General features: G+C 34.7%; 18 protein-coding genes. 5 read left to right on the top strand and 13 right to left on the bottom strand.

Translation table 11 applies throughout. The features are described 5' to 3' along the window. Nucleotides 1-66 precede the first annotated feature (66 nt). The 4 genes from V1503_RS12945 to V1503_RS12930 form a co-directional block, all read right to left on the bottom strand. Entirely contained in the window at nucleotides 67-423 is a 357-nt protein-coding gene (locus V1503_RS12945) for a cupin domain-containing protein (RefSeq protein WP_410627472.1), read from the bottom strand. A gap of 90 nt (nucleotides 424-513) precedes the next feature. Continuing rightward, the gene (locus V1503_RS12940) at nucleotides 514-1203 is read right to left on the bottom strand and encodes a hypothetical protein (protein ID WP_410627470.1); all 690 of its coding nucleotides are present in this window, start codon (nucleotides 1201-1203) and stop codon (nucleotides 514-516) included. A gap of 168 nt (nucleotides 1204-1371) precedes the next feature. Beyond that, entirely contained in the window at nucleotides 1372-3771 is a 2400-nt protein-coding gene (locus V1503_RS12935; RefSeq protein ID WP_410627468.1) for a penicillin acylase family protein, read from the bottom strand. Nucleotides 3772-4283: 512 nt separating this feature from the next. Further along, nucleotides 4284-5468, bottom strand: a complete 1185-nt coding sequence (locus V1503_RS12930; protein ID WP_410627466.1) for an amino acid deaminase/aldolase — start codon at nucleotides 5466-5468, stop codon at nucleotides 4284-4286. A gap of 165 nt (nucleotides 5469-5633) precedes the next feature. Between V1503_RS12930 and V1503_RS12925 the strand changes: the two genes are divergently transcribed. From V1503_RS12925 to V1503_RS12915, 3 genes are all read left to right on the top strand, one after another. Next, nucleotides 5634-6530 carry a 5'-nucleotidase, lipoprotein e(P4) family gene (locus tag V1503_RS12925; RefSeq protein WP_410627464.1) on the top strand — a complete coding sequence of 299 codons (897 nt, stop codon included), beginning with the start codon at nucleotides 5634-5636 and terminating at the stop codon, nucleotides 6528-6530. A 37-nt stretch (nucleotides 6531-6567) separates the two neighbouring features. After that, entirely contained in the window at nucleotides 6568-7194 is a 627-nt protein-coding gene (locus V1503_RS12920) for a nitroreductase family protein (RefSeq protein ID WP_410627462.1), read from the top strand. A gap of 83 nt (nucleotides 7195-7277) precedes the next feature. After that, nucleotides 7278-8249 (top strand): HD domain-containing protein, encoded by a 972-nt coding sequence (locus tag V1503_RS12915; RefSeq protein WP_410627460.1) that lies wholly within the window; start codon nucleotides 7278-7280, stop codon nucleotides 8247-8249. Between the two features lie 285 nt (nucleotides 8250-8534). On the opposite strand, the gene V1503_RS12910 is transcribed toward V1503_RS12915, so the two are convergent. The 4 genes from V1503_RS12910 to V1503_RS12895 all read right to left on the bottom strand — a co-directional run bounded on the left by V1503_RS12910 (nucleotide 8535) and on the right by V1503_RS12895 (nucleotide 13913). Then, complete coding sequence (locus V1503_RS12910) at nucleotides 8535-9341, bottom strand: ABC transporter permease (RefSeq protein WP_410627458.1); 807 nt, start codon at nucleotides 9339-9341, stop codon at nucleotides 8535-8537. Then, nucleotides 9338-10378, bottom strand: coding sequence for an ABC transporter ATP-binding protein (locus tag V1503_RS12905; protein WP_410627456.1), 1041 nt, complete (start codon nucleotides 10376-10378; stop codon nucleotides 9338-9340). Before V1503_RS12905 ends, V1503_RS12910 begins: the two co-directional genes overlap by 4 nt. 492 nt (nucleotides 10379-10870) lie before the next feature. Further along, the gene (locus tag V1503_RS12900; protein WP_410627454.1) at nucleotides 10871-12118 is read right to left on the bottom strand and encodes a MerR family transcriptional regulator; all 1248 of its coding nucleotides are present in this window, start codon (nucleotides 12116-12118) and stop codon (nucleotides 10871-10873) included. 316 nt (nucleotides 12119-12434) lie between these two features. Then, nucleotides 12435-13913, bottom strand: a complete 1479-nt coding sequence (locus tag V1503_RS12895; RefSeq protein ID WP_410627452.1) for a TIGR00341 family protein — start codon at nucleotides 13911-13913, stop codon at nucleotides 12435-12437. A 190-nt stretch (nucleotides 13914-14103) separates the two neighbouring features. On the opposite strand from V1503_RS12895, the gene V1503_RS12890 reads away from it, so the two are divergent. Then, nucleotides 14104-15027 (top strand): ABC transporter ATP-binding protein, encoded by a 924-nt coding sequence (locus tag V1503_RS12890; RefSeq protein WP_410627450.1) that lies wholly within the window; start codon nucleotides 14104-14106, stop codon nucleotides 15025-15027. Then, on the top strand, nucleotides 15024-16124 hold the full coding sequence (locus V1503_RS12885) for an ABC transporter permease (protein ID WP_410627448.1): 1101 nt from the start codon (nucleotides 15024-15026) through the stop codon (nucleotides 16122-16124). Before V1503_RS12890 ends, V1503_RS12885 begins: the two co-directional genes overlap by 4 nt. Nucleotides 16125-16324: 200 nt before the next feature. Here the strand turns inward: V1503_RS12885 and V1503_RS12880 are convergent, their stop codons facing one another. From V1503_RS12880 to V1503_RS12860, 5 genes are all read right to left on the bottom strand, one after another. Continuing rightward, complete coding sequence (locus V1503_RS12880; protein ID WP_410627446.1) at nucleotides 16325-16924, bottom strand: TasA family protein; 600 nt, start codon at nucleotides 16922-16924, stop codon at nucleotides 16325-16327. 64 nt (nucleotides 16925-16988) lie between these two features. After that, nucleotides 16989-17540 (bottom strand): signal peptidase I SipW, encoded by a 552-nt coding sequence (sipW, locus tag V1503_RS12875; RefSeq protein WP_410627444.1) that lies wholly within the window; start codon nucleotides 17538-17540, stop codon nucleotides 16989-16991. Between the two features lie 116 nt (nucleotides 17541-17656). Then, nucleotides 17657-19522: a fibronectin type III domain-containing protein gene (locus V1503_RS12870; RefSeq protein ID WP_410627442.1), complete on the bottom strand. Its 1866-nt coding sequence runs from the start codon at nucleotides 19520-19522 to the stop codon at nucleotides 17657-17659. A gap of 479 nt (nucleotides 19523-20001) precedes the next feature. After that, the gene (locus V1503_RS12865; RefSeq protein WP_410627440.1) at nucleotides 20002-20817 is read right to left on the bottom strand and encodes an MBL fold metallo-hydrolase; all 816 of its coding nucleotides are present in this window, start codon (nucleotides 20815-20817) and stop codon (nucleotides 20002-20004) included. A 573-nt stretch (nucleotides 20818-21390) separates the two neighbouring features. Beyond that, a complete protein-coding gene (locus tag V1503_RS12860; RefSeq protein WP_410627438.1) occupies nucleotides 21391-22137 on the bottom strand; it encodes a TerC family protein in 747 nt (248 codons plus the stop codon). Nucleotides 22138-22319 lie beyond the last annotated feature (182 nt).

The raw sequence follows: 22319 nt of genomic DNA, 5'->3' as shown, positions 1-22319 counted from the left end.
AATTTAACATTATTCATTTTTCTGTTGTCCTTTGTCCAATGAATACTATTTCAGTTTCTTTGAGCCTCATTTTCTCAACCTCATATATGCTGACGGATCTAGTTCTTCACTCTCAATAACGACGGCTGTTAATCCATCATTTGATACAGTTTCATGCCACTCACCTTTGTTCCAAAACACTGCATCACCAGCTTCAACAATTTGTGTTTCATTATTTTCACCTCTAACAGTGCCACTTCCACTTACGACTAATAGCAGCTGATCAGAAACTGCTTGGTGATAGCCGACGACACCTTCTTTATTTAGATACATAAACCCAATATGAGCTTTTTTATTTATGATACCTATACGCGACATGACAAAGTTTGAATCAAATTGTGTTATTTCTTTTCCCGTATTTCTGTTAAACTGATATATTTTCATTTATGACTCCTCCTACTATTTAATTTCAAGCGGTTAATTTTCACATGACTAGTTTAATTTCAACTACTTTACTATATTTTATAATTACTGTTATTTTTTCGAGAAGTCTATTAACATATTTTCTGGAATAGGAGAATTCCCTATATCTTTTGACAATATAATGAGCTCATTACATAAAAAACGACTGCGTCTTGATGGGTATGTAGGTTCCATATTTTCACCTATACAGACTCTCTCAGGTTGAACATTAAAAGTCCCAATTGGCACTTCATTAACTTTAGCATTATTAAAGTAAATTCGAAAATATTCGTTTTCATTCCAAGTTAACCTAACTGTTCTTTGTTTTTCACAGCATAACATTGGTGTATCAATAATAACTGAATTTACTTCTTGATCTAATGAGAGCCAAACCTTAAATTTTCGTTGATGAACATTGTAAAAGCATAAGAAAAAATTATTTTCAATAGCTGTAGGATATGAATTATCTCGAATCATAAAAAAATATATATAATCTGGATTTGATATGCCCTCCATTGATTTAGTATTAAAAGTCCATTCAATCATACCTTCCTTCTTATTGAAAGGAATATTAAGTGATTTTCGGCTATCAGGAGAAATCCAAGTACCATTGGATCCATAATTTTTGTAGTAAATCATATTATTTAGATTAAAATCACAATGTGCAGCTTCTTCAACCTTAGGTGGGTTTAGTAAATATACATATCTGTCTACTTTATTAAGTGCCTTTGCTTTATACTTTTTTAGTTTACTTTTAATCATGAATACGTTCTCCCCTTTTTTCGTCAATAAAAAAATCATCCCCATAGAAAGTTTGTTTAAACGAGGATGACTATATATTCTATTTCAATACTTTGAAAAAAATGTTAGTTCACAAAAAATTATGACCATCTACTAGCCATGACGCATACCTTCTAAATATTAGTTTAATTATTTCGGTTTCAATAACAATAAATGCGCATTTTTCTGGTAGTTATCAGAATCTGTGCTTGTCACATGATACTCTCCTTCAGCCCAGCTTTCCATTTGATCGTGGTAGTTTTTACTTAATACGTGTCCGCTTTGACCAGGTCCAACAACACTATAGCTTGTTGTCATATCAGCTAAATCTTGTATTACTCGCCATGATGCACCGTGATTAACTTCTCCTGTTTCTCTATTCCAACTAGCTGCTTTGACAGTAATATTACTACCGCTTACCGGGATTGGTGATGAGTTAAATAATAAATTTAATGGTTTAATTGCGGCAAGAGGGTGACTAAAAATAATTTCGTGAAAATTGCCCCATTTCCACTTATCTACATTATTCCCTTGTAGCTCAGCCGCTTTGTCAATAGCTCGCTGTAATGCATTCAAAACAACTTTGTCTAATCCCCCTGCATCTTCAATCCAAGGCCCTGGATTTCCTCCAATTGCCCTTCGAATCAGTTCATCAACAACTTGTGATTTTCCCCTAAAAAAACCTATCATATCCTCGTCGATCTTATCTTCAAACAACACATTTGAGATTTCTTCCATCCAAAAATGAAAAACGAGCGGTTCGGCTAACTCTTTATCATCTATAAAATTCCATTGACGCATTTTACTTAACACTTCTTCATCAATGGATCTTAGTTGAACATTATTTATTAGTGATAAGAACAATGGTACAAACTCTTGTGCATATAAGTTCTTGTTATCAAGTTGAAGGTTTTTCATATCCTCCATTGAAAATGTATCTTTACTTAATAACACATCGCGAATCCGTTGTTGTCGATATGGCTGCGCCCATATATTTGACAGATGATAAGGATAACTATCATCAACTACTTTATTATTTGCAGTCGATATAAACCCTTCTTCTGGATTTACTATCGTTGGGAGCTCCTCCCAAGGAACAAATCCTTCCCATTCATACTCACCTGTCCAACCAGGTACAGGTACAAGACTGGTCCCATTCTTTCGAATTGGAATTAACCCATTTGCACGATAAGCAATCGTTCCATCTATTGACGCAAAAACAAAATTAGAAGCTGGGGCATAAAAGTATGTGAGTGCGTCTTTAAAATCATCCCAGTTCTCAGCCCTCCCAAATTTCAATACTACTTCAAGCTCTGGTGAAGGTTCGAGTGCCGTCCATTTCAGCGCAAGTGCAGTTTCTGACTTCTCATCATGCGCAAACTCAGAAATAATAGGCCCATGACGGGTTTCTAGAACTTGGTAATCAATGTCTTCTCCATCTTTAACAGCAATTGGCTCTTGTATGACTGTTGCTTTTTCCCATTCACCCATGTATTCAAATTCTAAGTCATTTTCTGGATTCCTTTTTTCAATATATAAATCTTGGACATCAGGACCAACATTCGTAATTCCCCACGCTATATGCTCGTTTCTACCTAAGATGATTCCAGGTGCTCCCGGTACAATCACACCGCTTACTTCAAAATTTGATGTTTTTAGGTGTGTTTCAAACCATATAGAAGGAGTTGCAAGTCCGAGGTGAGGATCATTCGCAATATACGGATAGCCCGATTCGGTTTTTTCCCCTGCTACAACCCAATTATTACTTCCATTTAACTCATTTGGCATATGAGCAGATGCCAAGCTTTCTTTCACATTAAGTGGATTTTCACGTAATGCTTGCAAAATGGTTGCCCCGTCTTCAGGGTATGTCGGAAACAGATCCAATGTTTGTTCGTCAGAAAAATTTTGAGCTAAGTAATAGCGGAAAGCTTGCCCCTCCCAATGTCCTCCTAAGTCATACGCCATATACTTACCTACAAGAATTGAATCGTAAACTGTCCACATGTCCGGTTTATAACCCATTAACCGAAATTCAACAGCAAGCCCCCCCTCTTCAATAACTGTATCGATGAATGCATTTACCCCATTGGTATAAGCAGTTAATATTTGCTGTGTCTCTTCTGATAAAATATCCCATGTCTCATTTGCAACACGATGTAAGCCAATTGTGCGGAAAAATTTGTCCGTATCCACTGCGCTTTCACCAATGACTTCACTTAGTTGACCTGATGCTTGACGCCGAATTAAATCCATTTGAAACAAACGCTCTTGCGCGGTCACGTACCCTTGAGCAAAAAACAAATCATGTAAATTATTTGCTTCAATATGAGGAATACCCATTTCATCACGGTATACTGAAACTTCTTGTTGTAATCCACTAATTATAATTTCACCTTTTGTTTTTGGTTTACTTTGTAGAACGTAAATATATCCGGCTGTAAGTAACAGAGCGCAAACAATAATAATTGTAAATATACTATAGAATACTACCCGACGACGTTTCGTATTAAAAAGAAGTCGCTTACTTTTCTCTGATGGTGCCTCCAATAAACTCCCCCCCTTTTATTATATTAATATTCATAATATTCTAATAAAAAGAACATAATCCTTTATATTACATATACTCAAACCTATGCGCAGTATTAACGAAAAACTAATCTGGTGGAATTTATGTGCTTATAACAAATATCAACCAAATGTATACAGAACTAAAACATCCGGTTTTATAGGTTCTTTTCGTAAACTTACTTGAATTTTTGTTACAATAATTTGAGCAACTGATGTGTATGATATGATTTTTATAGTTTTTAGAGAAGAAAAAATGCCACGAGCATTAGATATATTCATGTGTAGGTCTTATTACGAAAAACAACAATCAATGGGAAACAGTCTTTTCAAAGTTTAAAAAAACTCATGAATGACATCATAAAAAAAGATAGGAAATTAAAAAACTAGGTGGAGAAAATCCTCCACCTAGTTTAGAAAAATGATGCTACAACTGCTTATTAAGATATGTATTAAACCTTAGTGTCTGGCTCATTTTCTGTAACGGCCGTATCCTATAAAAAACATTGCCCCTCACCTCGATAGGTTGCATATTCTCCAACGATTTCACCTTGTGAAATGCCATACAAACACGAAAATCGCTCACATAGTTCACCACTTTTGGCATGGCGGAAAAATATCGGATCACCTAAGGATAAAGGTTCTGACCCTTCATAGAAAACCGGTGTTTGAACTTCTCCCGCCCCTTCCAAGGCATGCAAGCGAGCACCTGATGGCAAATACGGCTTAGGTGTTTTATCATCTCCAACTGCACCTGAAGCTATATATCCACCACCAAGACATGTATAATACCGATCTTTCGGAGTTCTAACAATCTCTAACGCATAGCCTGCAGCAGGTTTATATTGGAAATCTTGATAAGAATCAAACAAGCTTGGTGAAAAAAATCCGGAACCTACTGTTACTTCTGTAACAACGTGCTCTTTACAAGTTGATGATAGGCTCCCTGTACCGCCTCCGTTAACGAACCTCAATGAAAAACCAAGATCTTCTACCCTTTTAACAACCTCTGCTCTTCTTTCACTAATCGCTTGAATCGAATGACTTTTTAGCTTTCTTACAATAAAGTTTTTTGCTGATTTTCCTGCTACAGCATCACCTACACCAGCAACCTGCGCTTCGTAACCCATTATGCCGTCTAGTTTAACGTATTGGCATTTTTTTATTACTTGTCCAATGTCATCCACATGTTTGGCAGATTGCAAAGGTGAGCGGTATACACCGAATCGAAAGCGTGGAAAATCGACAGACATATCTACGTCTATACAAATGGGGATTACCACGTTATACGTTGCACCAACTTGGTCAATTAGCTTAACATGTTCTACAGAATCAACCATTAACGTGATTAAAGAGCCTTTCTTAACCTGCTCTGCAATTGCTGTTAAATACGATTGATCTACAACAGGGTAAGCAATTAACACATCATTAAAACCATAATTAGCTAAGAAAATTGCCTCATTAGCAGTAAAGCACATAATGCCTTCAAACTGTTCATTACTTTCAATAATTCGTTTCATTATTGGTACACTTCTTATTGATTTACTGCCCAAGCGTATTTTTTTTCCGTTACTGGCCTTTAAAATTTCTGTGATATTATCATCCAGTAAATCCAGATCAATATAAGCAAATGGTTTTTGTATATGCTGTAAAGTGTCTTTATAATATTGATAATTCATGTAAATCGCCTACTTCCTTATCAAATTAAAAAAATCCTACGATATCTCCCACTATTTTAACAGAAATTTCTGATAACAATCTACCTATTATCATATTCATAATTTTACTCTTTCAGTAAAAAATATAGAGGATCAATGTACTAACAATATAAAGGAGCTGAAAAAATGTGTTCAAAATTGTATTTGATTCGTATTGGGTTCGTTAGCGCATTATGCTTCGCAATTATTACAGGCTGCGGTACACCTAATGCTAATGAAGAGACCGGCGAAAATGCAGCTGGAGAAGAAACAACTGAAGAGCAAAATGAAACAAATGAAGAAGCACCCCAAGCTTCAACGGTTAATATCCCTGCTGAAAATATTATGTCTACCTTATGGCATCAAACGTCAGGCGAACGAAATGCTTTATATTATCAAGGGTATAATATTGGCAAAATGATGCTTGACCAAAATTTGACAGAGAATATTGAAAAGAAGAGAGCAATCGTTTTAGATCTTGATGAAACTGTTTTAGATAATGACCCGTACCAAGCGTATGCGGCTGTAAATGAGGTTGAATATCCTGAAGGATGGGATGATTGGATTAACTCGGCTAGCGCAGAGCTTTTACCTGGTGCACTTGAATTTCTACAATATGCTGACGAACAAGGTGTTGATATTTACTACATTTCAAACCGTAAAGACGAACAAAAGGAAGCTACAATTAAAAATATGGAGTATCACGGAATTCCTCAAAGTACTGAAGACCGTATTTTGTTGAAAACAGATGAATCCAGTAAAAAAGCAAGAAGGGATCAAGTTCTAGCGGACCATGAAATCATTCTTCTCTTCGGAGATAATTTAGCAGATTTTGCTGATGTTTTTGATAAACAGACTGTTCCAGAGCGTAACTCTTCGGTAGATGATTTAAAGGCTGATTTCGGTTCAAAATTCATAGTATTTCCTAATCCAATGTATGGCGATTGGGAAGGAGCTGTATATGACTTCAACTGGGATCTAACGCCTGAAGAGAAAGATGATAAAAGGAAAAAGGCTATGAAACCATTCGAACGAGCAAGCTAATAGTAAATGTAACAAAACATACTCAAGGAGGAGCAATATGACTACAACCAATGTTGATTTAACAACTGTAATTAATGACAGACACTCTATCCGGGTTTATGACCCTTCAGTAAAAATTGATAAAAATGAGCTTAACGACATGATTCAGGAAGCAGCAAAAGCTCCTTCCGCATGGAATCTTCAGCATTGGAAATTTTTAGTTGTTGATGACCCAGACCTACAAAACACCTTATTGCCGATTGCCTTCAATCAGCAACAAGTCGTTGATGCGTCAGCAGTCATTGCCATTTTAGGTGACCTTGAAGCAAATAAAAATGCTGAACGAGTTTACAGTGAAGCAGTTGCAGCTGGATTTATGACAGAAGAAGCAAAGTCCACATTAATTGGACAAATAAATGGAGCATACCAATCTCCAGAAGCGGCTCTTCATTCTGCCATACTTAATCCTTCCCTTGCGGCTATGCAGCTCATGCTCATAGCAAAAGCGCGAGGTTATGACACTTGCTCTATGGCTGGCTACGATAGCGCACAGTTCATCAAAACATTTAACATTCCTTCACGGTACGTACCAGTCATGTTATTAACGATTGGAAAAAAAGCGAAAGATGCCCATGCAACAAATCGTTTTCCTGTAGAAGATATAACACTTTATAACAATTTTTAACTAAGTGAGGAGCACCTGCAAAAGATGCTCCTTCTAATTATCATGATATAATACTCCTTATTACATAAAGGAGATCTCAATTAATGATTATTCATGATAAGATTTATGGCAATTTTGAAATTGATGGTGTATTAAAAGAGCTCATCCTATCTCCTCCTGTTCAAAGACTTAAGAAGGTTCATCAAGGAGGAGCTTGCTATTTAATGAATGAAAAATGGAACATAACCCGCTACGATCATTCTATTGGTGTAATGTTGCTAATAAGAAAACTTGGTGGCTGTCTAGAGGAACAAATTGCTGGATTATTACACGATGTATCACACACAGCTTTCTCTCATGTTGTCGATTACGTATACGAAAATGAGAATGAAGATTTTCATGAACGAATATTTGACAAGATCATTGAGCAGTCTGATATCCCTACTATCCTCTCAAACCATGGGCATGACTATAAAGAAATACTCTTCCCCATGGAACAATGGTCAATTTTAGAACAGCCTTTACCGGAGCTATGCGCTGATAGAATCGATTATACACTTCGAGATATGCATAGTTATTTTAATATTTCAAAGGATGAAATAAACAAATTTTTGAATTCATTAATTGTAAAAGAAGAGAAAATCTGTGTAAAATCACTTCAAAGTGCCGAATGGTTTACTGAAACATACTATAAAGAGGTCATTGATTTTTTCATGAGTCCAGAAAATGTTTATAGCTACCATCTTTTAAGCAAAGCTATAAAAATCTCCTTACAGCATAAATTAATAACATCAGATGATTTGTTAGACGATGATTACACCCTATTGAGTAAACTAACTACCAGTAATAATGCTGAAGTACTCGCAATCCTACAACAAATCAATAGCAATGTGAAGTTAGAGCTCAATAATACCCATTACGATATTCACGGAAAACATAAAGCAAGACTCATTGATCCAGCTGTTGTTATAAACGATTTTATTAAGAAAGCATCGGAACTCTCCACATCGGTAGCACAACTTAATGACCACGCAGCACACAAGTTTCGTGAAGGCGTGTTTATAAAAATCGTATAGCATATTGTAAACAAAAGAAGAATGGGTGTTGACTAGTATCTTTTAATGGTGAATTACATAGTTGTTAAACAAATGGACTTACCATTATGAGTTGATCTTGCCCTTCATGTTAACGAAGAAAACAAATTGCCAAAACTTAAATCATAATCAGAACTTACATAGGTCTAAATGATAGTAGGTCTAAATGATAGTTATATTTTACATGGTTAAGCACTAGTTCTTCATGGACAACTAGTGCTTTTTGGATTATACACATCATTGGAGGAGCAAAATTAAGTTTACTATTTAATTTACTCGCCAATCCATTTTCTTCATAATTAATAAGAAAGAAAATATTGAATAACCAAACAAAATTACAAGGTTTATAGATACTGACAAATCCCATCCGGAAATAAATATAGTTCTAAAAGCCTCTGCAATGTATGTAGTAGGAAAAATGTAAGAAATCCATTGAAGGACCTCAGGTAACTGCTCTATTGGCATCAAAACAGGGGTCAAAAAGCTCAGGAATATCCATAACCCTTGTACTAACATATTCCCTAGTTGAGGATTAGGAGACCAAAATCCAATAAACACCCCAAAACCAACTATACTGAATATAGAAAGGAAAAATACAGGTATAATTCCCCAACTATACTGCAATTGAACACCATATACAAGTTGGCCAATGATCGCTAAAATGATAATTGATGGCATTGTTGATAAGAGACCACGTAATAAATTTGCTAAAACAAAATTTATTTTTGCAATTGGCAGCGACGCATAAAAGGTAAAATGCCCCAAATGTTTTTGCCAAGAAAGTTCTTGAGCTACCATATTAAAACCTGTAAGTATTATAGAAAAGATCATATTCCCCGATATAATTTGAATCATCATTTCATCTGTCGGATTGACAGTGAAAAATTTCAAAAATAAGAGGGTTGAAAATGGAAAAAGGGAAGCCAAAATGAATACCCAAATCCATTGCTCTCTAATCATAGAGAATTGGATGCGAAATAAAATGACACACTCCACAAGCCATTGTCTTACTCCATATAACATGAGTAATCCTTCACCTTTCACTTGTTCCTCGTTGGATAGTTGATAGCTCATGATACCAGTCCTTCTTCTGTGTGAATTTTTTCTTCAGAATCGTCATCAATATGAAAATAAACATCTTCTAGATTTGGCGGTACAAGTGAATACTCGTAAATGGGAAGACTAGATGCTTTGGCGAGTGAATCAATGACAGCACCTGCTTCTTTTTTAGCGACGAGTAACCTTACCCTATTCTCACCTGTCCTTATAGGCTGACCGTACTGACTCAAAAACTGAATAACCTCTTTACTTCTCCCTATATGGGTTGTTATTTCACATTTTAAACGTTGGTCCACACGCTGTTTCATCACCGATATATGATCAATATTAAGTAGTTTTCCGTGGTTTACAACTGCTACACGATCTACTACATGCTCGGCTTCCAAAACATTATGAGTGACTAATATGATAGTGGACCCTTGTTGATTTCTCTCCTTAATCAAATCCCAGACTAGTCTTCGTTTCTTAGGGTCTAATTCATTTGTAGGTTCATCAAAGATCAATACTGAAGATTCACCTATTAGAGCAGTGCCAATACCTAAAATTCTTTTTTGCCCTCCTGAAACATCCTTTAATAACTTGTTTTTTAAATCGTACAGATCAAAACGGTTCAGTAAAAATTCTGTTTGAGCCAAAGCCTCCTTTTTTTTCATACCACGAAGTCTTCCAGTAAAATATAAAACTTCCCATAAGCGCAATGAAGTTAATGCATTTGGATCTTGAGAATAATAGGACACGTTTTGTGCTATCATTTTGCTATGGTGTGTGACATCTAATCCTCTAAAATTGATTCTCCCAGATGAAGGCTTCAAATGCCCGACCATTTGTTTAATCAGTGTTGACTTTCCAGCTCCATTAGGTCCTAATAAACCTAAAATCTCCCCTCTATACACATTAAAACTTATTTGATCATTAGCCTTAACCTTTCCTTTTTTAAACTGCTTACTCACATTAACTATCTCATACTCTGTTTCCATTTTTTCATCCTTTCCATGAATCTTCCCTACGCTTTGAGAGCAGCTATTCACAATATGTTTTAAGACTTGAGCCATTATACTTCTCTTTAATCATGTTACGATATTGTGTGAAGTCCATATCAAGGTATAAAAATAAAGTTTTAATCATTAAAAAAATTAAAAACATGGTGCTAACACCATGTTTTCAAACAATAAGATCTATGATTTTGATTGTTGTCTATGATTTAATCTCATTCTAAATGTCTTTTCTCGTAAACTTTGTTGCTTATTTCACTTACATTTCAGCAACTGACGTGTTTTATATGACCACCCGAACCATAGTAATATCCGTGGTTAGTTCATTTTACGAAAAGCAACAATTAATGAGGGAAAAGGACTTAAGCCTCACCCCTTATGAGATTATTGTAATCTTACTTCTTGACAGTAGAATGTGTATATACAACTAAGTAGCAAGTGCTACTAAAATAGATTTATTTAGAGTGGTCATAAAGTATGTAAACCAACGAACAACCTACTAAAGCTTACGGGAAATTTCCTTCCTAGAATTATTATGTACTAGCAATCCGTCTACCTCTTCCCAATGTATGTAAAATATGTTGCAATATCATTTTCTGAAACTAGTTGTTCATATTTATACTTTGAGCTACTCGTTGGATATTTACTCTCATTCTCAAATTCAACCTTATAGCCTAATTCATGCATACTACTCATTAAAAATTCTTTTTGAAATAAATTTCTTCTTTGTGGTGGAATAATATTATTAATTCCAAATCTATGGTAAATAATGCTAGTACCAATTAGGATTGTTTGATTATTAGTATACTTATCTAGCATGGGAAGTATGTATGAATCGTTAGCCAAACTATAATTCGTTACACCAAAATAATCTACTAGAATATCTGTAACACCCGATTTTAAAGGAAGTTTTAAGTAATCTGCACAAACGAATATTACCTTTTTTCTAATATTTAAACTCTCCAAATGCTCTTTCAAGTACTTATGAACTTTAAAATCATGGTCTACAGCTATATATAAGGTATCTTGAGGTAAGTCATTGTAAAATAAGCGTAAAAAAATTCCTGTCCCTGAGCCAACGTCTAAAACAACCTTCCCTTCCCAATCCTGAATACTCACATTTTTGTAAAGGAGTTCATTTCCTTTATTTACAGCATCTAATACTTCAGGGTTCGTTTCATTTAAATAATCAACTATTAACTCGTCGTTCACAATCTCTTCTTCTGTCTTATTTTCATTATTCACTAATAAAATTCCATCTTTTATTTCATACTGCTCCTCACATTCACAAGACAACCATCCATTAATTATTTGATGTTGTATTACCTGACCCTCTGTTAATATTAGATCTCCTTGACAAAGTGGACAGCAAAAGAAAGAAAGGTAACTTAAATGAATTCCCATTTGATTAGAATAATTTTGCTGATTTCTCTCTTCATCTAATATTCTAAGCTGTTCTTCCAATTTATATTTATTTCTTGTTAAACTTTCTATTTGATTTTCAAAATCTTCTTTTTTCTGCAATAGTTGTTCTTTGTACATCTCTTTCTCAAGCTTTGAACCTTTAAAAAACCTATACGCACGCTGAAGAGATTGAATTTCTTTAAGACTAAAACCAATTTCCTTTAGAATTAATACTCTTTCAAAATCATCATTACATCGTTTATCAAAAATATAATGTCCACCACGTTTTTCGGGAACAATAAGTCCTAGCTTCATATAATGACGCACCGTATCAATACTTACTTGGTGACTCTCTGCAAATTTTCCTATTCTTCTTATTCTATGGTCTCCAGTCAATGAGTAATCCCCCCTCTTATGAAAGGGGTAACTTGTCCCCCTCTATAATTTTATTACGGATCAAACTCCACTTTTCAATTACATCCAATACTACTTTAGGTTTCTAACTTATTTGTAGATGTACTAAATATAATTTTTCATCAGACGGACTTTGTCAAAAGACCGATAAACATGCAAATTTGACCCAATAATTTAACAATCTGACCGATAAAACTATGAAAGTGACCCAATAACTTAACAATCTGACCCATAAAACTGTAAAATTGACCGATAAGAGCTACCATTAAGTCTGCAAAATAAAGATTTATATAGAAGATTACGATGCATCATTTGTTTGATCTTCTGAAACAGACTCTTCAGTTTCTTCTTCCTTCACTTCCGGGTCCTCTTTTACACTATCCTCTACTTCTTGTTCTTCATCAATTACCGGCCCGTTATCTCGCAAAACGACCATAACCTTTCGTTTGAGCTGACTTTCTAAGACACTTTCAATCGTCTTCTTAAATTGATCATCTAAGATGGATCCCCCGTCAATAGTGAGTTCAACTAAATACGCTCCTGTCCCACGTTGATACTGAAACATAAAATCCTCAAGTTCTGTACCTTCGAATAATAGCAGCTTTTCTGATACTACTTGTTCGATAACTTCTTCAGGTGTACCTGTTTCAATGACTTCAACGATTTTTTCTTCAGGTTTTGGGAATAACGACTGAAAAGCATTAGTGGAAGTCTCATTACTTACTTTTTGAACGAGTGTCACATCTGCTTGCAATTTTACAGGTGAAGCTAACTTATATTCCAAACTATTCTCAAGCTTGCGAATATCCTCTGGATAGATCACTCTTTCAGTATTTAATTCCGTATTAATCGTATATTCATTTTCCTCTTTGTTAAATTCAACGGACACAATTTTTGATTCAGGTGAGAGAACAGTTAATCCTTCTTCAAGTGCGTTCCTAATTGTTTTCTCTGTCCTGTCGGCCTCTATAGAATTCGCCATAAATATGATCAATGGAATACAAATTAAGAGGAGCAATGTAAATGGATAAATGATATTATTCGTCACTAGTCTACTAAACAATGTCTTGCGTTCTTCGTTAACGGATATGTTTAAATAATTTGATAGCGTCGGATTGGTAAATCCAGCAATTTTAAAAATAATAATACCTATCACGATAATTGCTACCATATTTGCAAGAAATAAAAGTAATGCACCTGCAGCGTATTGAAATTCTTGCTTGGCAATCGTAATTCCAACTACACATAATGGCGGCATTAACGCGGTAGCTATCGCCACTCCAGGTAGTGTAGCACCTGACCGATAACATATCGCATACGTCCCTGCGGCCCCGGAAGCTAAAGCAATAATTAAATCAATTAATGTAGGCTCTGTTCTAGAAAGAATTTCTGGTGTTAAATCTGATACCGGTAGTAGCAAGGTTAATAGTGCTGACAAGATGATCGCAATTGATGCCCCTATAAACTCTGCTTTTATCGTCACCCTCAATAATTTGTTATTTCCGTTAATCAATGCAAGTGCACTACCTAGAATAGGATTCATCAGCGGTGCTATTAACATGGCTCCTATAATTACCGCGGTACTATTTGATAATAAACCGTATGTTGCTACTGAACATGACAATACAACCATGACGTAATAATATGTATCTGGTCTAGCTTCTTTCCTTATACTTTTAATAATCCGATTTCTATCATTTACTGATAGTATACGTTTAAGCTTTTTTACCTCATTTACGTGCCCAAATTCATCGGCATCGTTAATTCTTTCTTCCATATAATTTTTTCCTCACTAGTTTTAAATGAATTATACATCTGATCTTAATAGATTAGAAGATTATTGTAAAAATAACCTAGTCAACACATGCTTTTATTGTGTGAAAAACAAAACAATCGTATCCATATTAGGAAAATGCTACAATAATATTTATGGGAGTTTCACTAGTACTAGTGAGGAGGGTACATACATGGAACAAGCACCAATAATTGAAGTAAAAAAACTTGTGAAAAGGTATGGGGATTTCACCGCTGTCAACGGCGTGGAGTTCAATGTTTATAAAGGTGAAGTATTTGGCTTATTAGGGCCGAATGGTGCAGGCAAAACAACAACGATGGAGATGTTAGTCGGCCTACGTAAACCAGATGATGGCACAGCAACAATTGCAACTTTTGATATAAAAAAAGAAATGAAAAAGGTTAAAAATGTGATCGGTGTTCAACTACAATCTACTTCATTATTTGAGTTACTTAAAGTTGAAGAGATTTTAGAGCTATATGCAAGTTTTTATCCTACTAACGTCTCAATTCCAGCATTAATTGACGAAATGATATTGACTGAAAAGAAAAATGATCGGGTTAAAGCTCTGTCTGGCGGACAAAAACAGCGTCTAGCCATCGCATTGGCATTAATTCACGACCCGCAAATTTTATTTCTTGATGAACCAACAACAGGATTAGATCCACAAGCAAGAAGAACCTTATGGGACATTATTCTTAAATTAAAAGAAAGAGGTAAATCCATTATGCTGTCTACACATTATATGGATGAAGCTCATATCTTATGTGATCGCATAGCCATCATGGATCGAGGTCATTTAATCGCATTGGATACACCTCCAAACTTAGTAAAGAACCTTCAATCAGATAGTGCCGTTGAATTTCGACTACAAGGTGGAAATGGCACGGATTTCTCAAACATCGATGGCGTCAAACAAGTTGGTCAACGAGAAGATGTGTATGTCCTTTATACAGATCATTTACAAAATACGTTAACGAGTCTCATCGAAACAGCTTCAAATGAACATGTAGAATTAATAGACTTACAAACGAGAACCGCAACGTTAGAAGATGTGTTTATACATATGACAGGAAGGAGTTTGAGAGAGGAATGAAAGCGTATTGGCAATTAACTTTAGCTCAGCTTCGCATATTTGCACGTAATCGGCAAGTATTATTTTGGACATTATTTTTCCCCGTATTTCTCATGCTCATGCTCGGCTCATTCCTCGGATCAGGCAACAGCATCTCTCTCTCATTAGCTATTATAGATGAAGAGAAATCGGAGTCGAGTCGTGAATTTATTGCAGTTTTTGAAAACAATGAAACGATTCAATTAGAACAAGACATCACCGAAGAAGACGCTTTAGATCTATTAAAGAAAGGGGATTTTCAGCTAGTAGTCATTATTCCTGAAGGTTTTTCTGAAAGTATGACCGAAGTAAATGAAGATGGACCTGTATTTCAGATCCCAGTATATTATAATGAAACGAATTTTGCAGTTTCTCAAATTGGCTTAACACTTGTTGATAGTGTAGTTGATGGAATTAGTAAGCAAATGGTTGATTATCATCCTGTCGTAGTAACAGAAGCACAAGGTGTTGAAGCCTTGGATCTACAATATATTGATTTTCTTGTACCAGGAATCGTAGCAATGATGATTATGAGTAACAACATGAACGGTGTTGCAGGACAAATTTCAGCGTGGAGAGAGCGAGGCATTTTACGTAGAATGCAAGGCACAACACTAAAGGCTTCAACATTTATTGCTGCACAAATAACAGCAAGATTATTACTTAATGGCTTACAAGCAATGATTGTTTTGATTATTGGAAATATCGTTTTTGATGTTCAAGTAAGTGGCTCATGGCTTAACCTTACCTTATTTGTTATATTAGGAACGTTAGCATTTATGGCTATTGGCTTTATTATTGCCGGAATTGCCAAAACACCAGAAAGTGCAGCTCCAATTGCAGGCTTTCTGTCATTCCCTATGCTATTTTTAGGAGGCGTATTTTTCCCAATTAACAATATGCCTGATTTTTTACAGCCTGTTGTTAAATTGCTTCCTATTTCACATCTGAGCACAGCTTTACGTGAAATTATGAATGTAGGTGCGTCACTGACAACTATGTGGCTAGAAGCGATCATCTTGATCGGTTGGCTTATAGGTGCATTTATCGTGGCGAGCTTCACGTTTAAGTGGGAATAATGACAACTATAAGTTATAATGTATTTCCTGTAGAGTTAATTTTTTATGTCTTACTATATTTTTAAAAATAGTGCATTTATAGTAATATAATCTTAAAAAGCCGATGTAATCATTTTAAAGTTACATCGGCTTTAATTATTGTTATTTTTTTTACTGTTATTAATTATTTATATTATTCCCACGAAATGTAAAGTGATATTTTATAAGTCGTTGGCCCTTTCTGGATCGATTATATCAGCTTGTTTAGCATCAAATGATAATACTAAGTTATCAATAGAATCACCTTTTTGGTGATTTTGATTATTATTATCTTCATATGTAATAATAATTTCAACTTCAACCGGCTGGACATCATCAGGTGTTAAAGCAGCATTGATAATATTTTTTTCATCAGCTGATTTTGCAGCAAATAAAGAAACACCATCTAGTCCATCAATAAGTTCATCACCTACACGTATTTCTATTTTGAGGTCCTCATCTAATTGATTTAAAGAATCGTCGGTATCAATTGGGTTTGCGTCTGTAAGTTCATAGTTCATATCAAACAATACTTCTTGGATATCGAGTGTACCTATATTCGATAATTCAATTGTTCTTGTCATCTGTTCACCTGGTAATAGATTTGATACTTTAAACAATGCCGTATGTGATGGATCTGCTAGTAAATCTAAATTACCTGCTGTAATCTTATTGCCTGCAAATTCTTCTGTTTCAGTAATAAATGCAAATGTCCCACCTAGTAAAGATATTCCCATTATCAAAGATCCTATTGCCAACCCTAATTTCGTTTTCTTCTTCATCTTATATTCCTCCTTATGTTTTATATAAACCTTTATAAAAAACTTGGTGTAACTACAAATACTCCTAGAGTTCTTTTCCCCTGCTTTTAGATGTATCTGTAAATATTTCCTTAAATAAACTAAGTGCGTAAAGGATAAATAATATAGCTGGGACGAGTAGAAGAGTAGCACTACCCACCTTTGATTTCGAGTAATTAGCAATATACCCCATGTACGGGATAGTAAACCCGTCGTATTCTGCAACTACTTGTTTTGACCATACTTCATTTGTATCTGGCGTCGCGTTATTATCTCCTTTGGTCGTATAAAAAACATCGCCATTCTCATTTCTCACATCTATAACACGATGTGTTATGAGTACATTTTCGTCTCTCATATAGGTGATGACGTCCCCTTTATTAAAACGAGTCATATCTCCACCAGGCTTTACCGCAATGATCGATCCAGCTTTTATTGAAGGTTCCATCGATCCAGATAACACTGTTTTAACTTGATATCCAAATATGGTAGGCTCATTTGCAGAAAATCGCGATATGACTATTAATAAAACCATTACAAGAAAAACTGACCCTAAAAGAATATTTAACAACATACTCACTCTTTTTTGAAGTTTCATCTCTAGCCCCTTTATTTGTAAATATAGATAACTCAACTACAACAGTTGGAGCGAACTATAAGTATAGTTCACTCTATATCATTGAGATTGAGTAGATGTCAGCAATCACTACTATATCAATGAGTATATTCATACTCATCCGAATCAGATGCTGCTGTACCAGAGGAGTAAGTATAAAAGAATAATACAATATCACCATTTGTTAGATCATTGATTGTATACACCCATGATTCATCATTATTAGCTGTGGCAATGTTTTGTTGTTGTGCACCATTTATTGTATAGTGTAAATCTACAAAACTAGTTCCAGCTATGTTTGGTGTGAATATAAAAGTTGCACTGTCACCATTGTTTATCATTTCAATTGTAAAGTCTTCATGCTCAATCGTTTCGTCAACAATGTCTGCAGTATCTGTTAAAACATCAACTGTGCTTCCAGTTGATTGATTACCTGACTCATCTTTTGCAATAACTGTAAATGAATATGTTGTATTTTCTGTCAATCCAATAACCTCATAGTTTGTCAATGTTGTACTGTCTATATAAACTCCATTTTGATAAATATCATAATTTACTACCCCAACATTATCAATAGATTCATCCCAAGTAATCATTATAGTCGTAGCACTTTTTGCTGATACAATAAGATTATTAGGTGGTGCAGGTGCTTCTGTGTCATTTCGTATGATTCCTCCACCTAATCCTACGATATAGCTATATTGATCTGATTCATATGCTGGCTGACCTAAAGTATATGTGTACGAGAAATCAATCGTATCACCTTCACTCAGATCTATGATTGTATATTCCCATTGTCCTTCATTTTCGTTCATGCGAACATTTTGCTGTACCCCACCATTGACAGCATAGTGTAGATCTACGAAGTCTGACACACCATCAGTCGGAGTGAACATGATTGTAACTTCGTTGCCATGATCAATAACTTCGATGGTATATTCGTCTTCAACGATTATATAGTCATTATTACCTATTGGTTCTTCATCGGTTGTCACTTCTATAAGATCACTTGCGTTAGATTCATTTCCTGCTGCATCTTTGGCAATTACTTCAAATGAATATGTGCTGTTATTTGTTAATCCTGTAACATGATATACAGTCGATACCGTACTAGCTATGATTTCTCCATCTTGATAAATATCATACTCTACTACTTTGATATTATCTGTTGCAGCATCCCATGCTATAGTCACTGTTGAATCACTTTTTTGTATGTATCTAAGGTTTGTTGGTGCCGTAGGTGGTTCTGCATCAGGCATACTTCCTCCACTAGATCCAACGGTATAGCTATATTCAGGTGAGTCATTTGCTTGTCCGCCTAATGTATACGTAAATGAATAATCGATCGTATCCCCTGCACTCAACCCTCCGATTGTATATTCCCATGTTCCTCCATCGGCATTCATACGTACATTTTGCTGTGTACCATCTTCAACATCATAATGCAAATCTACGAAGCTAGATTGACTACCTTTAGGAGTAAACCTTAATGTAACTTCGTTGTTTTGATCAAGTATTTCAATTATGTACTGTGCGGCATTCGTTGTCACAATTAACAGGTTGCTTGCAATTGATTCATTACCAGCAGCGTCCTTAGCAACTACTTCAAATGTATATGTTGTGTTTTCTGATAATCCAGAGACATGGAAAGTAGTTGTTGTTGTAGAGGAAATAAGCACTCCATTTTGATAAATATCATAGCTTTCAACTGCTATATTGTCAGTTGCTGCTGACCAAAGTAAATCTACTGTTGTTTCACTTTTATGAGTAAATTTCAGATTTGTTGGTGCTGATGGTGAGTCACTGTCTACAGAAGTAGTTGTAATGAAACCAGCGAATGTTTCCTTATCAGTAAAAAATGAGGACGTTGGTGAGGTAAAAGTGTGTAATGATACTAATCCTACATAGGAAATAACTACTAAATAGATTAAAAGTCTACTAAAAATAAATGCTATTGTTCCCAATACGAGCCTCACCTCGTTCAATTTGTGAGTGAACTTTTTACTACGCATTCAACTCAGTAAACCATTATACTTTACTATACTAAGTAATTGTACCTAAAAAAAATTACCATTTTAACCTAATTCATACTATCACTTTTTTATTCATCGTTCAAGAGCAATGTTTGATTGAAAAACCACTTCTCATGAACGAAAAAAAGACACATATTTCCCCCTAAGTATTTTTCATTCAGTTTTGTCGTATACTTGTTGTTAGTTACAGTAAATTACGAAAGCAAAACGTGATGATATGCGCTTTGTCTTTGTTATGTAGTAGATAAAAAGATGAAACGATAGTTGTATACTTGTTTATTTTGTTAGCAAAACAATCCAAATCAACAATAACCTTTCATTAAAAACAAAAAGATTGTATTTCATATTTAAATTACTTACCATTCGTAATTTGTAATATAGAAATACAACCGTTCTAAAAAATTCTTTCTTTATCCAAGTAACTTTTCTTCGTTAAGAATTGATCGTACGATATGTGATGCAGAATTTTCGAAAAGAGAAAAATAGTTTAGTGGGGTTCTTTTCGGAAAAAGCTGTTTTTGAATTCTTTTTGGAGATACCCCTTTTGTGTGAAGTGTAAGTACTTTATGTTGAATGTCTTCCAAGTAGGCTAACTTTATAGCAATTTTATTTCTTCCATCCTCAATCATCCCTGCATGGGAGCAAAACATTGTTGTGAAATCGTACGTTAATATTTTTTTCATAGATTCGATTAATACAGGAACAGATTCAAACGCAAACATGGATTTTGGTCGTGACATTAAGTAAAGATCGCCACTGAATAACCAACCAGTATCCTTGTTAAATAAGACAACATGATCGTGAGCATGGCCTGGGGTATGAATGACTTCAAATTTAAATTTCTCTGTTTCGATAATTGGAGGGATTGCTTTTGGGGTAAAAGGCTTCCTATTTCCCCAAAATAACCTTCTATACAGTGGTATTGGTTTTACGTGAGTGCAGTCAGCTACACCTGATTCGTGCACATACATTGGCACATCATAATGATCTTGTATCCATTTCGATAACCCTGTATGGTCTTCATGATGATGAGTATGAACAACCTGTGTAAAAGGTATCGTTTTTAAATGTGATTTTAAGACATCCTCCATGCTGCTGGGACCAGTATCAATTAACAAACCATCAACAAAGTATAGATAGCTCTTTAGCTTAACGTTCATAAAAGAAACAGTGGACTGGACTATTTTTACTCCTTGATATTCAAAATGAGTTAGCACCTTTTTCATTCCTTTCAAGTCCATCTTTTTATAACAGTATAATTTATTTGATAAAATACTTACAAGTAATTTTTAGATAATTATGAATTTTAGTTATGAAATAGAATTTTATAATAAACATAAGAATGACAAACTATTATGCTAGTCAAATTTCTTAGTGAATGATTAAAAACATACTGTATACTTTATCCCTAAGCCCCTTTTTAAAGTATCATGATAGACTTACTGTTAAACGAGATAAAGAAATTAAAGGTGAAATACTTGAGGATGGTTATATAAAAATTACTCATGTATCATTAGAACAGAATGAAAATGACCAACAAACGCGATGAATCATACAATAATTAAAGACAATGTATTCATAAGTTTTGAACTTTTAAAAAAAGCAACAGATTTAGATGTTAATACGGAATGGTCGCAGGCACAGAAAGTCAATGCCAGGTGGACGAGAAGGAATTGCAGTAAAGAAAAAAGAAGGATAAAAAAAGCAGCGATTAATGCGCTTTTTCTATCCTTCTATTATATCTGGTCACTTCTGCTAAGCTACAATACTTATAGTTAAGTAATCAGCAGTTTTGCTTATCATTCACCTAATTCAGTTCCTTCAGCTTGTTTACCATTTCTTCTAATATAATGAATAATGAAGGTAACAGCGAATACCGCTAATAAAATTCCAAAAAACAGTCCTTCTTCGACATGGATGCCAAAAGTAGCAGCAGCAAGCATTTTTAGACCGATAATAGCAATTAACACAAATGCAGCTGTTTCAAGCTCAGGTATACGCTCTATAAGCGCTAAAAATACTTGAGCAATACCACGCATCATTAATACGCCTAACATACCACCGATAAAAATAACCCAAATCTCACTCGAGACTCCAAAAGCAGCTATAACACTATCAATACTGAAAGCAATGTCCATGAGCTCCACAGCAAGCACTGTTCTCCAAAAGCCCATTTTCTTGTTTTTCACTTTTTTTTCGCTATGTTTCTTGATAAAGTGGGAAATCGCAAGCCAAAGCAAATATGCTCCACCGAGAATTTTTACCCACGTAATTTTTATTAAAATGACACCTAAGCCGATCGCAATAAAGCGGAACACATAAGCACCAAGAATACCATAGAATAAAGCTTTCTTCTTTTGCTTTTCAGGAAGGTGTTTGACCATAACCGCTAAAACTAACGCATTATCAGCCGATAATAAACCTTCTAAAATAATTAAACTACCGATAATAGTCCAATTAGTAGGATCTGATACGACTTGTTTAATTGCTTCTAGTGAAAAAAATGATGCATAGCTATTAAATATTTCTTGAAAAAATTCTATCATAAAGCTTCATTTTCCCCTTCAATTACGATCTTCTCGATCTTAATAATATATCCATTGTAACTTTTGCTAGATTGTAGGATTTAGCTCTAGTACAAAATTGTATCTCTCTTTTTCTAATTGGATTTTAATGCTCACAAATTCTAATTATAATCGTTTCTTACATGTAAGTAAATAACTACTCC

The sequence above is a fragment of the Nanhaiella sioensis genome (genome assembly GCF_046557775.1).
Classification (GTDB): Bacteria; Bacillota; Bacilli; order Bacillales; family SM2101; genus Nanhaiella; species Nanhaiella sioensis.
The sequence above is the reverse complement of the archived record's forward strand: the minus strand, read 5'-3'. Positions and strand labels throughout refer to the sequence as shown.

Coding starts and splice junctions, on each gene's coding strand:
- V1503_RS12940 (WP_410627470.1), bottom strand. CDS start 1,203: ATGATTAAAAGTAAACTAAAAAAGTATAAAGCAAAGGCACTTAATAAA.
- V1503_RS12865 (WP_410627440.1), bottom strand. CDS start 20,817: ATGAAAAAGGTGCTAACTCATTTTGAATATCAAGGAGTAAAAATAGTC.
- V1503_RS12880 (WP_410627446.1), bottom strand. CDS start 16,924: ATGAAGAAGAAAACGAAATTAGGGTTGGCAATAGGATCTTTGATAATG.
- V1503_RS12945 (WP_410627472.1), bottom strand. CDS start 423: ATGAAAATATATCAGTTTAACAGAAATACGGGAAAAGAAATAACACAA.
- V1503_RS12915 (WP_410627460.1), top strand. CDS start 7,278: ATGATTATTCATGATAAGATTTATGGCAATTTTGAAATTGATGGTGTA.
- V1503_RS12930 (WP_410627466.1), bottom strand. CDS start 5,468: ATGAATTATCAATATTATAAAGACACTTTACAGCATATACAAAAACCA.
- sipW (WP_410627444.1), bottom strand. CDS start 17,540: ATGAAACTTCAAAAAAGAGTGAGTATGTTGTTAAATATTCTTTTAGGG.
- V1503_RS12890 (WP_410627450.1), top strand. CDS start 14,104: ATGGAACAAGCACCAATAATTGAAGTAAAAAAACTTGTGAAAAGGTAT.
- V1503_RS12895 (WP_410627452.1), bottom strand. CDS start 13,913: ATGGAAGAAAGAATTAACGATGCCGATGAATTTGGGCACGTAAATGAG.
- V1503_RS12860 (WP_410627438.1), bottom strand. CDS start 22,137: ATGATAGAATTTTTTCAAGAAATATTTAATAGCTATGCATCATTTTTT.
- V1503_RS12905 (WP_410627456.1), bottom strand. CDS start 10,378: ATGGCTCAAGTCTTAAAACATATTGTGAATAGCTGCTCTCAAAGCGTA.
- V1503_RS12920 (WP_410627462.1), top strand. CDS start 6,568: ATGACTACAACCAATGTTGATTTAACAACTGTAATTAATGACAGACAC.
- V1503_RS12910 (WP_410627458.1), bottom strand. CDS start 9,341: ATGAGCTATCAACTATCCAACGAGGAACAAGTGAAAGGTGAAGGATTA.
- V1503_RS12925 (WP_410627464.1), top strand. CDS start 5,634: ATGTGTTCAAAATTGTATTTGATTCGTATTGGGTTCGTTAGCGCATTA.
- V1503_RS12885 (WP_410627448.1), top strand. CDS start 15,024: ATGAAAGCGTATTGGCAATTAACTTTAGCTCAGCTTCGCATATTTGCA.